At 37.8% G+C, this 13061-nt stretch carries 12 protein-coding genes; 1 reads left to right on the top strand and 11 read right to left on the bottom strand.

The features are described 5' to 3' along the window. Nucleotides 1–147 precede the first annotated feature (147 nt). The 11 genes from QME58_12130 to QME58_12080 form a co-directional block, all read right to left on the bottom strand. Nucleotides 148–1437 carry a hypothetical protein gene (locus QME58_12130; GenBank protein ID MDI6804571.1) on the bottom strand — a complete coding sequence of 430 codons (1290 nt, stop codon included), beginning with the start codon at nucleotides 1435–1437 and terminating at the stop codon, nucleotides 148–150. A gap of 34 nt (nucleotides 1438–1471) precedes the next feature. Next, complete coding sequence (locus QME58_12125; GenBank protein ID MDI6804570.1) at nucleotides 1472–2893, bottom strand: hypothetical protein; 1422 nt, start codon at nucleotides 2891–2893, stop codon at nucleotides 1472–1474. An 18-nt stretch (nucleotides 2894–2911) separates the two neighbouring features. After that, nucleotides 2912–4162 (bottom strand): membrane protein insertion efficiency factor YidD, encoded by a 1251-nt coding sequence (gene yidD / locus QME58_12120; GenBank protein ID MDI6804569.1) that lies wholly within the window; start codon nucleotides 4160–4162, stop codon nucleotides 2912–2914. Beyond that, nucleotides 4155–4766 (bottom strand): hypothetical protein, encoded by a 612-nt coding sequence (locus tag QME58_12115; protein MDI6804568.1) that lies wholly within the window; start codon nucleotides 4764–4766, stop codon nucleotides 4155–4157. The genes yidD and QME58_12115 overlap by 8 nt, the downstream gene beginning before the upstream one ends. Nucleotides 4767–4794: 28 nt before the next feature. Then, entirely contained in the window at nucleotides 4795–5478 is a 684-nt protein-coding gene (locus QME58_12110; protein ID MDI6804567.1) for a hypothetical protein, read from the bottom strand. A 132-nt stretch (nucleotides 5479–5610) separates the two neighbouring features. Further along, nucleotides 5611–6213 carry a hypothetical protein gene (locus QME58_12105; protein MDI6804566.1) on the bottom strand — a complete coding sequence of 201 codons (603 nt, stop codon included), beginning with the start codon at nucleotides 6211–6213 and terminating at the stop codon, nucleotides 5611–5613. Between the two features lie 42 nt (nucleotides 6214–6255). Next, nucleotides 6256–7128: a hypothetical protein gene (locus tag QME58_12100; GenBank protein ID MDI6804565.1), complete on the bottom strand. Its 873-nt coding sequence runs from the start codon at nucleotides 7126–7128 to the stop codon at nucleotides 6256–6258. 25 nt (nucleotides 7129–7153) lie between these two features. Continuing rightward, nucleotides 7154–7936, bottom strand: a complete 783-nt coding sequence (locus tag QME58_12095; GenBank protein MDI6804564.1) for a hypothetical protein — start codon at nucleotides 7934–7936, stop codon at nucleotides 7154–7156. A 512-nt stretch (nucleotides 7937–8448) separates the two neighbouring features. After that, nucleotides 8449–9726, bottom strand: coding sequence for a citrate (Si)-synthase (locus tag QME58_12090; protein ID MDI6804563.1), 1278 nt, complete (start codon nucleotides 9724–9726; stop codon nucleotides 8449–8451). 276 nt (nucleotides 9727–10002) lie between these two features. Next, complete coding sequence (locus QME58_12085) at nucleotides 10003–11514, bottom strand: fumarate hydratase (GenBank protein MDI6804562.1); 1512 nt, start codon at nucleotides 11512–11514, stop codon at nucleotides 10003–10005. 33 nt (nucleotides 11515–11547) lie between these two features. Next, nucleotides 11548–12390 (bottom strand): Bro-N domain-containing protein, encoded by an 843-nt coding sequence (locus tag QME58_12080; protein MDI6804561.1) that lies wholly within the window; start codon nucleotides 12388–12390, stop codon nucleotides 11548–11550. Between the two features lie 424 nt (nucleotides 12391–12814). Between QME58_12080 and QME58_12075 the strand changes: the two genes are divergently transcribed. Then, the gene (locus tag QME58_12075; protein MDI6804560.1) at nucleotides 12815–13012 is read left to right on the top strand and encodes a hypothetical protein; all 198 of its coding nucleotides are present in this window, start codon (nucleotides 12815–12817) and stop codon (nucleotides 13010–13012) included. The last annotated feature ends 49 nt before the right edge of the window (nucleotides 13013–13061 follow it).

The following is a 13061-nucleotide window of genomic DNA, read 5'->3' as shown; positions in this document are numbered from 1 at the left end:
ATAAAATCTATAACACTAAACTTATATTTGAATTTTTGGAACTGCCCTTAATAAAAATTGCACACAACACAATACAAGAATGAAAATAGTAATTTGTAAGATTTTTCGCGTTTTCATTTAAATATTCCTTATTTCGTTAATAAACTTTTATTCTATTTCATAAATATTTATCTTAACTCCAATGGAAAAAATAAGTTGACGCGCCAAACCATCCCACTCCGTGGATAATGGCAAATTTTCTGTCGGCTTTTTGTGTATTCCGTTATAACAAATTGTTAAATCGAACATCCAACTCGGTAAATAAGACGGTAAATAGATATACGATACGTTAACTGCCCATGTAGGTTTGTTGAAATTTTGAGAAACGGTATGCTTGAAGCTTTTTTGGTGTATATCGTTGAGATATTCTTCGCGAAGTAATTCAGCTTTCTCGAAAAAACTCATATAACGAATTTCACCACCAATACCAAGACAATAGAAACCTTCGTCACTGTTCGGATTTAAGATAGTTACATAGCGAGTTCCGATACCGAATGAAAAAAACCGAAGCCATGATTTTTGAGGAATTTCCTTAACTACTTCTTCATCACCCGAACTTAAATTTGTAGTTGTAACATAATCGAGTTTAGGTTTGCCGTCGTACCAGCCGTATTCAGCAAATCCTAAGATTTGAAATCTGTGTTGAATAAATATACCTCCATAAATTCTTGGCAGTAATCCAGTCTCATATTCATGGTTTTCGCTTGAGAATGTTGTTCCGGCTCCAAATGAGAATCCCAGATACCAAAGCGAATTTCCTGACTTATCTTCAATATAGTTTGGTTCGTAATAATTTTGGGTTGGTGCGTCCGCTTTAACCTTTGGGACTGGTTCAACATATATATTTTGCGGGGGAGTTATATTTATAGGTTGAGCGGTTAATGTATCTCGTGTTTGCTCTTCTTTTTGAAACTCTGTTTTTGTAGTATCTCTTAACGACTCTAACGTTACCCTTGGTAAGGGTTTCAGCTCTACATCGCGATAGTATGATGTGTCCGATTTGGGGATTTCTCTTTTAATTTTTTCTCTTGATTCTTCCTCCCTCTTGGCAATAGTTGGTTCCTCAGAATCTTCGCTGCTTGAAAATAAATTTGTAATAATGCTCGAAAGGCATCCTGAAAAACATGACCCTAAGATTGAGTCATCTTCATCAGCAGATTCGGTAGAAGTAGTTCTGGTAGTAGGTTCGTTTTTGGGTACACGTGTTGTCTTTGGTTCTTCCCTTCGCGTTCTTTTAGTCGTGTCTCTCTGGTGGAGAAATAAAATATCAATTCCAGTCTCATTAAAAGAAATTTCAATGGGAAACGTATTATTCTCACGCTCGCCGCAAACAGCTTTATCGTTAGCAAGAACAATCAAGAAAATAAGCGCAAAGGCAAAATAAAAATAAGTTCTCATTTTAAATTCTCCTAATTATTACTACATCTCAATCTCATCTGATGAAATCATAAAGTTTAAATTTTATTGATAAACCTAAATTGAAAAATCCCTTATATTCAAGATTGTCCATTGATAGTGGTTCTATTTTTGATGGGTTGTTCGATACGATTAATGACGAAAGATTTAGTTCAACCCACCAAAACGATTCGGAGGAAGGGATATACGAGAGCATTCCCTCGACAGAGAACGCTGTCTTCCAAAAACTCTTTGCCGCTTTGTATTTATTCAAAGACTGAATGCTACCATTGAAAAATTTTTCTTCAACAATATCGGCAGTTTCAGAAAACTTCATATACCGAACTGCTCCACCTATACCCCAGCCGAAATACTCTATATCGCCCCTACTGCTGAATGCCCCAATGTGTTTTATTCCAAAACCATAAGCTTCTGTTTGTAATGATGTTTTCTGAGGAGTCTTAAAAACTGAGTCCACATCACCATTTTGATATGTTGTTGTTGTGATATAATTATGTGTTGGGTCCCCTCCATACCAACCGAAATGGGTAAATAAATTGATTTCGAAATCGCCATAAACAATTACACCGGCTGAGGCACATAAATTTAAACCACCATTATATTCAGATTCTTCAAAGGCAGAGGGCATACTATAAGAAGTATTAATTCCTAAATACCATCGTGACCAATCTAAACTAAAAACATTTTGCGATCGTATAGGTTCGTATTGCCGCGTTGGTTTTTTTGTTATTATCTCTAAATTTGTAGTATCTCTCAACGGTTGGGATGTCACCATAGGCTCGGGCTTCAGCTCCACTTCGTGATGTAATAATGTGTCCGCTTTGGGAATTTCTTTTATAATTTGTTCTGTAGAATCTTTTTTCATTTGGTACAAATCCCAAGGATACGCTGGTTTAAAATCAGAAACTCTGTCTGTGGTTACCTTTCCGACACGCGAAGATTCTGAGCCGGCAGGAGTGAAAATTTGCGACCTATAATCAGTTCCCATTTTTATTTTCGGTGTATCATGCTGAGATGCGGTATCTGATACTCCATAATCTTCGGGTTTAATATCGGTGGGCATAACAGTGGGTTCATTATTGGGGGAAGATTTTGAAGAAAAAATACTAGCCAAGTCGCCAATTAATGAAATACAATTAATGAAGGAAATACAGCTTGAGAGAAAACTTTCGTCTTCTTTCGCGGTGGCTGTAGTCGGATAATCTTTATTCCCAGGTTCTGATTTAGGAACTCGTGTTGTGGTAGTTTTTGGTTCTTCCCGTGGTCGTCTGCTTGTGGTATCCCTCTGTTGTAAGAATGAAATATCAAACTCACAATCATTAATGGAAGTTTCGAGAAGGAATGAATTATTTTCTCGCTCATTGCTAATAGCTTTATAATCAGCAAATACTATCATTAAGATAAGAGCGACTGCAAAATACAGAACATAAGTTCTCATTTTAAATTCTCCTAATAGTTATTTCATATGTATTCCGTCCAAATCTACATCATTCAATAATTTGTCTAAATATTCATTTCGCTTATTAAAATTATATTCATTTGCGGCGTTAACAGAACCTTTGATATTTCCTACATACCATCCCATACCGAAGAAACCCAGAGCAGATGCGAGTCCATAACTTTCATTTCTAACAGCATCATAACCAGCCCAGAAAAGAAGCCCGTTAACTATAAAGGAAGCAACTCCGGTAGCGGGACGACCCGAATAAATGTAACCGGAGCCTGGGACAATTGTAGAGAATGTACCTGCGAGCCACGGTTGGCGTGTAGGTAAAGAGTAAACTGTAATGAGTGAATCGCACAGTGTTTTTGAAATATTACCTCTATAGGACAAAGAATCTACTTTGGCAAAGTACTTTATTACATTTTCCCATTGGAATAATCGTGCATAGGAAAGACCGATACAGAACTGCAATTCATTGTAAAATGGATTTTCTATATTGATTCCACTCCATTCAAATGTCGAGATTGCTTTCAGGTATTTCTTTTGGTAGTAGTAAATTTTACCGAGCAATAATTCCATCTCGGTTTTTATTAATTGATTACTGCTGAAAGATTGACGGTTATCCTTTATAAATTGTTCATAGCCATCGTAATCGGCATCGTAATAGTAGCATAATCCAATTTTTCGGAGATATTCAAGTTTCTTTGATGAATCAGTTGCGTAAAAGTGCAAACGCATGTACTCAGTAGATGCACGATAGTATTCCTTTTGCGAAACAAGATATTCTGCAAATTGTTCGTCAGTACTCTCGTTTAAGACTGATATTTTGCTATTATTTTGGGCAATGTAAGATTCCAATAAAATCTCTGTCGTATTTAATCCATTAAATGATTCATATTCGGTAGGGAATGTTGTCTTTGATGGGTCATACCATCTTAATCTGCCTTCAACCATTCTTTTTGGATAGAGATATAATTCATGACCACATCGTAACACGCGTTCAAGTGTGCCGATGTATGCTTCGTGTATTGGCTGCGTTTGAAATAATATTTTTGAATACTGAGAACAGGAGGGATACATTGGACAAGTATTTCCACCTTTAATAGGGGAGAGCCATTCTTGATAGAAATCTATGAATACATTTGAACCACTTCCATAGATTTCTTGATGAGATGGTGCATCTCTCTCAGATTGGCAAAAGGATATATCACAAGAAAAGGTAAATAACAGCAATACAAGAAAATATTTAATTATTTTATTCATTTTGTTGAACGAGACTCTGGTTATAGAAATCAACTGCTTTTTTCATATTGCCCGTGAGAGAAGTGTGGTTCGAGTAACCAATTCCTGCTACGACCGCTCCCAAAGTAACACCCGGAAACCAATACCATGTTTCAATGTAGCTGCCCTTTTCATTTTCATCTAACTTTACCCAAGTTGTTGGGAGAATGTATCCGGCAACAACTGTAATACCGCCAACAATCATTAGAATTGTTCCTGTACTCCTTTTACTGTAAGCGTTCTCAACCATCTCTACTGCCTTTGGGTTTAGACTCATCACCTTTTTGAGATTAAAACCATCATCGCCAACTGGATGCATCTCGCCACGATACCTAAATTGCTGTGATGACAATAATTCGATTTTTTCGCTGTTATCGTTTATGCTTTTTTTGAAAATAATTTTCTGTTTGTTTGTATCGGGAATTTGAGATATGGATGTGTCCTTTGCTTGTGAATTATTAAAGCTAATTTTTTCCTGCCCAATGAGGGTTGACCATCCCAGAATCGTTACAACAAGATATGTTGTTATGATGATTGGGAACGATGACATTTTTGAGGAAAATACAGTAAATTCTTTCGCTATCATTTTCTTAACTCCATCTAAGAATAATAATTTATTTATGTTCAGATAAATATATTGCCAATTGAGTAATAATCTCTTTCGAGCATTCACCGATCGCTTCGCCCATACTATTTTCTAAATTTTTTGTTGTATTACTATAATCGTCAACTTTAAGGACATGTTTGGACACACTTTTTCTCCAGACTTCTTCGTTTCCTTTAAGAAAAATTCCGGTAAGTTGGATATCCGTTGTGGCTTCAACATCAACGCTGGAGGCAATAACTGCACCCAGAATTCCACCAACACACGCTTGAGTCTGCTGTGTTTTTTGTTCATTTAATACAACATGAAATTGATTTAAACTACTTTTAAATAAATAATTTTCGTCAGCAGGTGTTCTCTCAATGATTTGTGTAAATAGGGCTGAATTGTAAAATGCCTTCTTCAAATGTTTATCAATCTCTGGTAATAGCGGTATCTTATAATTTTTGTCACCAAGAACTATTATACCAGCTTCACCCATTGCACAGGCACCTGGTTCTTGACCCTCTTGGTCAATTTCACTCCGCCCATCAACTATTGGGATATAACCTAAAGTCCCAAATTTTTCAACAACAGTGAACCCAGTAGGTTTCATTTCGGGTAAAACAGTAAATTGCCGTGGACCACATCCTATTGCTCCGATACATATAATAGGTATCCATAGAATGTAAAACATTTTGCGAATCTTAAACATAACATCCTCCATAATTTGTTATTAGTTTATTGTATATGTTGATATTTATGAAATTCGAATACTAAAACCGAGGCACTAATCCAAGTAGAATCAAAAACAAGCATTCTTTGTGATACTGACATATAGTGCCATTTACAAGAAGATGAACGCTATCTGTAACTGCATTATTCCGGTAGGTGCATTAGTAGCCTGATAGTTTGGTCCACTGAGAATAAATCTGAAACCGAAGTCGAGCTTTTGTCTTGAGTCTTTATCTAGATCAGGGACGCTAAATCCCAATCCGAAACCAAAAGCAAACCAAGTTGAGTTTACTCCATTAAGCTTTAAGGATCCCATTGTGATATCAGGGGATTGCTCAATGAGCAAGCCCAGCATCGGGAATGCATAAAGTTTGGCACCAGTACTTATCTTGGTCCCTATCTTGAGGCTTGCCATCATATAAACCAGATCCCAGTTAGTAGCGATTAAGTCTCTGCTTAGATGTTCAGGGATATTTAATGGTAAAGAATGATAGGAAATAATTAGTACAAGTGAAAGAAGATCATCGTTTCGGCCAAAAGAAAATTCTGCTCCGGCAGAATATCCCATATCTACTTCACTATTCCATCCACCTGATGGGAAAGTCAATCCTCCGCCAACTCTTATATGCAAAGAGGAAGTTTCGACTTGTTCAGATTGACAGAATGCCAGGTTGTAGAAAAAAGTAAGACAAAAAAATGTGAGTATGTATTTCATAGCTTTTTATCCTTCAATATTATTTTTATTGAGTAATTTATCTTAAAAATTGTATGCAAAGCCGATCCATGGTATAAATGGAAAATTTTCAATACGGGAACCTAATGGATGTATTAACCCAAAATCACCCGCTACTTTGTCGCCGAAAAATCGAAGCCCAAATGAAATAAATTGTATATCGGCATCTGGTGGTATCCAATTTTCTGAAATTAATTTCAGGCTGTTGGATAGTCTCAATTCACCACCTAAAAGCAATATCGGTTTATTTGTCAGCTCGCCGCGTGAAAATCCCCACCCAAGTCCACCAGTAAATGCTGCTTTTTCATTTCCATACGTGCCAACACCATAAACTATACCTAATCCCTCAAATCCGCCTAAGGTTGAATTTAGGTATAATACGCCCCCAGCTATATCGAGGTCATCGGTATGTATTGGTGTAATTTTTGGGGCTACATAAAAGATTTGAAGCGGTGCCCCTGGAAAAAGCGACATTCCACCTGCAATTGATACGACATCAGCTATACCGAATGCAAGCATCGGGAAGAATATTTCGTAAGCAGAAAAGTAACCATGTCCCGATCGTATTGTGCGCGCAGTTGGTGCAAAGAATAAACGCGTATTATTGGGATCCATTCGATAATATTCTCCATTTATAATTTCACCCGCAAGTTTATCAATACTTGAGATTTGATTTTTAGGTATTGTTATAGTTAAACCTGAAAATGTGTTAAAACGGACCGAATCTCCATGATCATATTCGATAAATCCGACGAGTTCAGAACCATCATTTAGAATAATGCGCTGGACTTTTTCTTTCTTTTTCTCAATCTGTTGTTCATTTTTTGTTTCTTGACTCATTGTGTGAACCTGTAAAAGCAATAACATCGAGATTATTATTAACAAATACTTTTTCATTGTTTTACCCTTTCTTTTTTATGAGTTAGTAAAAGAAATATTTTAAACCAATGTTGAAGTCAAATCTGTTTAAACTTTCTTTTCCAAGATTTACGCTTTTGCCATTAACTTTGAAATTAGATACAGTGCCTAATAGGTATGAAATATCTAAACCGAATGCCCAGTCTGGGCCTAGTTTGAAATCAAGACCTACTAAACCTGAAAGGGCAAATCCTGAACCATCAATTTCTACTGGTATATTTAATAATTTCCCGTCATCAAAATATGTTGCAAGCCCCAAAACGCCGCTAGCATAAAGTAGTATACTTTCACTCAGAATTTTTCTTTGTGCTAAACCCACACCATATAATGATATTGCGATATTATCTTCCATTTTACCCACACCAAGTATGCTACCTGTTGTTTTATTATATATAACAACACCGTCAATTGAATTGGAAGTCATAAACCGTGAGTAGTTAAAACATATTCCATATTCTTCTCCAAAGAAATATGTAAAATTGACGGCTATATTATATCCACTTTTTAATTTTTCCATATAACTCTTGAAATCTGCTGGGACGTTACCGGAGACTTCTGTCGTCCGATAGCTGTAGCCCCCTTCGATATTTATACGAAATTTTGGCTCATCCGTGGATTCATCGGTGGGTTCATAGTATTGTTGAGGAATTGATCGTTTTGGGGTTTGATCCCATACAACTTTAGGTTTGGCTGGAATATCGGTTTGTGTCTTGGAAGAATCTACTTTTGGATGAGGTAATTGTTGAGTTTTCTTTATTGTATCATTCGCTGGTTTGGTGAAAAACATTACATTTGGTTTACCGTATTGTGATACAGTTTTTATTTGGTTGGCTTTAAATGTAAAAATACTTCCTATTCGTGTTTTGATGGTTACTTGTTCACCCGGTAAGATTTCAGTTATTTTTCCGATTACCTGGACACCATTTGATAAAACAACAATATCCTTGAATTCATCCTCTTGTGATTAAAGATATTGGAGAGTAAGTAAGAAGATTGTTAAAATAATTCGATAGCTCATCACAAATGTTCCTTTCAATTTTGTTGGTTTTAACAGATTGAAACACCCGAAATATGATTATTAACGAACTAATGTAATAAAGGCTGATTGAGATATCTTAAAACTCATAATCGTGCTTGGAGATTATGAGTTAATAAGATTTTGCTAAAAAAGAACTGTTATTATTTGATATTATTTCTATATATAAAATAAATCTATAAATATTGAAATACAAATATTTAAGTATAAAAGAGGCTGCCGGAAAAATCCAACCGCCTCGTTTAATTCTACAAAAACTAATGCTATTTGTTAACTTGAGCTTTCACCCACTTTGTCGTAACCGACTTCGGTCTAACGATCGGGTAACCCATTGCTCTTGCAATTATTGCTTGGGCTGATACACCGAGCGCACGCGATACGCTGAACAGAACTGTGTAGTAATCGAATTCAGTCATACCGTAGTGATACAACAATGCACCTGAACCTGCATCGACGTTGGGCCACGGGTCTTTGATTTTTTGTACCTGTTTTAAAACATCCGGCACGACATCAAATACGTTCGAAACTGTTTCAAACACTGGATCTCCGGCACAGTACTTTTTACCGAAAGCTAAGAATGCATCGAAGCGTGGGTCGGTGATTCTTAATACTGCATGTCCGTAACCCGGAACGACTCTTCCTGCATTAAGTGTTTCCTGAGCGTAAGTTCTAAGTTGATCGGGAGTCGGAGCGCCGTTGAATTTTTTATTCGTCTCAAGTATCCATGCCAAACATTCTTGATTTGCAAGTCCGTGTAATGGTCCTGCAAGTCCGTTTAATCCGGCTGACACCGAATAGTAAAGATCGGATAGTGCCGATGAAACCGTTGCAGTCGTTGCAGCGCTTACGTTTCCGCTTTCGTGGTCGGTGTGTAAAGTTAAATAGAGCTGCATCAGTTTTGTGAAGTCACCGTTTGGATCGGGCAGACCTAACATGTGTACATAATTCGCAGCCCAATCGAGTCCTTTTTTCGGAGAGATTCTATCGCCTCTATTGAAACGCATCCTATAAATTCCGGCTGCAACGTTTGGAAGTCTTGCCAATAAATTAAGTGCATCTTCTAACATCGGCTCCCAGTAAACATCTTTCTTCATACCCTCGTTATATTTTTGACGGTAAACCGATTCCTTTTCCATAACGAGTATTGCCGTGTTCAACATTACCATTGGATGCGAATCTTTGGGCATTGCTTTTAAAACATCCCATACATAATTTGGAACATCCTGCCGTGCTTCTAAATCGGCTTGCAGCGATTTGAGCGCTGCGGCATCGGGCATTTCGCCGGTACAGAGTAAGTAAAAAATTTCTTCGGGAAGTTTGTCTTTGATTTCGCCGATTGGTCGCTCCCGAATTATCAATCCCTTGTCGGGTGGGACTTCAGAGGTGTCGCAAACGAGACATTTAATGCCGCGTTGTCCACCGTATAATTGTTCGACTGTTACTTCAGAAATAACTTTTGCTCCATGCTCTTTCACGAGGTTTTTAATCTCGTCGCGAAGACCAGGAATAATTTCTGCAAGTTTTGCTTTGAGTGTAGCCATATTGATTCTCCTTTGATTTTTTTTGAGATTATCAAATGTTATTTGTTAAGAACTAATTGAATATATTTTCGAAAAGAACTATTTCCCTTAAGAACTGATATGTCCAAAACGGAGAAGAAGAACTTATGATTAGATTGAACTGAAAGTAATATAACAGTAAAGTAACTAATTTTCAAGTAGATCTGTATAAAAATTTTATTTTATACAGATATTATGAATGCGGGTCGACGAGGTTCGCCGACCCACATGTTGGGAAATTGGTGAAAAGACGGGGTTTTAAATGAATTTCTTCAATTCTTCAGCCGATGCTTTTTCGACATCGGCGTGCAAGCTATTGCCGTGGGCATCCATTGTAACGATAGCCGGGAAATCAACAACGCGTAAATGCCACATCGCTTCAGGAATGCCGAATTCTTCAAGGAAATTAACACCTTCAACTTTTGTAATACACTTTGCGTAATACTGAGCCGCACCGCCTATAGCGTTCAGATATACAGCTCCGAATTCTTTTAATGCATCAGAAGTCCTCTTACCCATACCGCCTTTACCAATCACTGCACGAACGCCAAACTTTTTAATAACATCGGCTTGATACGGCTCTTCTCTGCCGCTTGTTGTAGGTCCTGCAGCGTTCGCGAACCACCCACCGTCTTTCTTTAGCATCACCGGACCGCAATGGTAGATGACCCCACCATTTAAATTAATCGGAGAATCATGCTTAACTAAATATGCGTGGAGTGCATCGCGTCCTGTGTAAATTATTCCATTTAATAAAACAACATCACCAACTTTTAATGAACTAATTTTTTCTTCACTGAGCGGTGTGTTTAATTTTATTTCTTTTCCTGTCAACTTAATGCTCTCATAGTCAGCCATCGTCTTTATCTCTTCGGTGCCTTTGTAAAGCCATCTCTTAATTTCTCCCGTCTTCGGATCTATAATAATGCCTAACCTTCTGAACGCCCAGCAGTCGTACGCGACTGATACGAAGAAGCTTGCCGGCAACCGGTTAGCAGCAGTAATTTTACATCCAATTAAAGTCGTTTTTCCACCGAAGCCCATTGTGCCAATATTTAATTTGTTTGCATCTTCCATAATTCTGTTTTCAAGTTCAGCAAGTTGAGGATTAGGATTTACATCCTCTAGAGTTCTCAGTAATTGCTGTTTTGCTAAATCGTATCCTGTGGCTCTGTCGGAGCCGATGCACACACCGAGCGCACCAACGCTGCAACCGTGTCCTTGTGCCTGCCACACTGCGTGCATGATACACTTGCGCACACCTTCTAAATCTCTATCAACTCTACCTAAGTTTTCCAGCACAACCGGAACTGAGTACTGAATGTTTTTATTTTCGCACCCACCGCCTTTTAGTAAAAGTTTTATTTCGATTTCATCTTTTTCCCATTGCTCAAAGTGGAAGACTGGCGTTCCCGTTCCGAGATTGTTGCCTGAGTTTTTACCTGTGATAGAATCGACAGAGTTAGGACGCAGTCTTCCGATCTTTGTCGTTTCTGCAACGGCTTCCTCGATTGCTTTTTTCATTTGGATTTGATTGGCGCCAACCGGTGTGTGTATAAAAAACGTAGGCATTCCAGTATCTTGACAAATCGGTGCGATTGCTTGCTGAGCCATATCTATGTTGATTGCGATTGTGCTTAAAGCGAGAGCCGCTTGAGTGTCCGGGGTTTCATCTTTCATCGCAAGTGAGATTGCACGGCGGACGTCGGGCGGTAAGTTAGCAGATGTTTCACTGATTAGCTCGAACATGCTTTGTTTGAATTTTTCCATAAAGTCTCCTGATGAATATTTTATGTTAATAAATTACTTTTTCTTTCTTAGTTGTCGTACCTTTTTCTCTGAAAGGGATTTATAATTCTGACTTGTAACTACTTGTCTGCCCGATTTCTTTTCTAATTCTTTTCTGGCATTTCCTGCCACTGTACCGTCTTCGACTGCGGCTTGCTCGTTTTCAGGAAGTCCCTGTGCATTCTTATTTCGGGCTATTTCCGTTGTGGCTGCTTCGCCCAACATGGTAAAAATTAATTCAAGATCGTTCATATGGTCGCGCAGATTCTCCTGAGGTTTCGTTAATCCTTTGAGCTTTTTATAATCACCAGGTACTAAGCCAAATGTTGCTTGGCTTATCTCTGCTGTGAGGATTGCATATTCCTTTGCTTCCTTCACTCCTCGCTTTTTCCATTCATTTGTCAATTCATCCCGTATAGCAATACCGCGGACACGCTTTTCGATCCATTCATCGCTGTAACCTTTCGCCTTGTAAATTTCGCGCATCCGCGCCTGAGCAAGTTCCGGGTTTTCGATTTCCTCAAGACGCTCATAACCTACTTTTGCCAGCCAGCGCTTAAAAGGTTCGGCTTTAGGGGAAGGCACCGATTGTATGATGCGAAGCAAGCTTTCTGCATTTGCACATTGAATCTTCCGTTTTTTCCCATCGGCTGCAATCATCTCAAGGGGGGGACAAATTGTCCCCCAGTTGGAATTTAGCTCCGGATCCCGTTTTCGCATCTTTTTGATATAATCTTTTGGATTTACGGTGTCGGTTAAAATCTGGATAACATCAGCAACGGAGAAATATCGTTTTTGGTCGGTATCATTCCAGACTGATCGGATTCTCTTTTCTTCAAATAATTTTATATTTGCCATAATCTCCGATGAATATTCGTTGTAAGCAGTTTGTTAAAAAGCGCAATAAATTAATAATGAAAATTGGTGAAAATTCCTAATTTTCGATTGATTAAAAAATAATTTACTTGACATTCAAGAATTAATTCGACAACTTAATCTTTGGCAAACTTCACATGTTACGGAAGCGGGCAACTGGAACAACTCGGTTGCCCCTTGTTGACTTGACGTGTGAGGATTTACTATGTGAGGTCTGCCGACTAAGTATGGTTGCCCACAAAGCGAGCGGCAAGGGGTCTTGTTTGAGTATAAGCAGAACCGCTTAATTCTGTTCCAGCGTTGGACTTGAGTTAAGAGGTTTTTTATTTTAAAGAAGAAAATTACCGTATATAAAATATTTTCACCATTCAATCTGATTATTAACAAATATAGAGAAGGAGAAATTATGAAAGAAAATTATGGCTTAATTCTGACTACTAATGATAATCCCAATTCATACGCAATTGATAACATGGGGATCTGGAATCGAATTAAAATCTCACCAAAGAAAATCAAAATGGTAGACATCGCTTTTGTGCATTTTAATAAAATTGGAGTACTTGTAAAGATGAAAATTATTTTATTTGAAGAAAGAATTGTATAGGGCGGTTCCAAAAATTGACTTATTGAATACTTTTTTTTGTATATTTAAG

The sequence above is a fragment of the Bacteroidota bacterium genome, from assembly GCA_030017895.1.
In the GTDB taxonomy this organism is placed as follows: domain Bacteria; phylum Bacteroidota; class Ignavibacteria; order UBA10030; family BY39; genus JASEGV01.
Note: the sequence above shows the minus strand (reverse complement) of the source record. Positions and strands in the feature narration are given on the sequence as shown.

Bases quoted from the DNA above. Each gene is read 5' to 3' on its own strand.
- QME58_12130 (MDI6804571.1), bottom strand. From the start codon at position 1,437: ATGAGAACTTATTTTTATTTTGCCTTTGCGCTTATTTTCTTGATTGTT.
- QME58_12125 (MDI6804570.1), bottom strand. From the start codon at position 2,893: ATGAGAACTTATGTTCTGTATTTTGCAGTCGCTCTTATCTTAATGATA.
- yidD (MDI6804569.1), bottom strand. From the start codon at position 4,162: ATGAATAAAATAATTAAATATTTTCTTGTATTGCTGTTATTTACCTTT.
- QME58_12115 (MDI6804568.1), bottom strand. From the start codon at position 4,766: ATGATAGCGAAAGAATTTACTGTATTTTCCTCAAAAATGTCATCGTTC.
- QME58_12110 (MDI6804567.1), bottom strand. From the start codon at position 5,478: ATGTTTAAGATTCGCAAAATGTTTTACATTCTATGGATACCTATTATA.
- QME58_12105 (MDI6804566.1), bottom strand. From the start codon at position 6,213: ATGAAATACATACTCACATTTTTTTGTCTTACTTTTTTCTACAACCTG.
- QME58_12100 (MDI6804565.1), bottom strand. From the start codon at position 7,128: ATGAAAAAGTATTTGTTAATAATAATCTCGATGTTATTGCTTTTACAG.
- QME58_12095 (MDI6804564.1), bottom strand. From the start codon at position 7,936: ATGTTTTTCACCAAACCAGCGAATGATACAATAAAGAAAACTCAACAA.
- QME58_12090 (MDI6804563.1), bottom strand. From the start codon at position 9,726: ATGGCTACACTCAAAGCAAAACTTGCAGAAATTATTCCTGGTCTTCGC.
- QME58_12085 (MDI6804562.1), bottom strand. From the start codon at position 11,514: ATGGAAAAATTCAAACAAAGCATGTTCGAGCTAATCAGTGAAACATCT.
- QME58_12080 (MDI6804561.1), bottom strand. From the start codon at position 12,390: ATGGCAAATATAAAATTATTTGAAGAAAAGAGAATCCGATCAGTCTGG.
- QME58_12075 (MDI6804560.1), top strand. From the start codon at position 12,815: ATGAAAGAAAATTATGGCTTAATTCTGACTACTAATGATAATCCCAAT.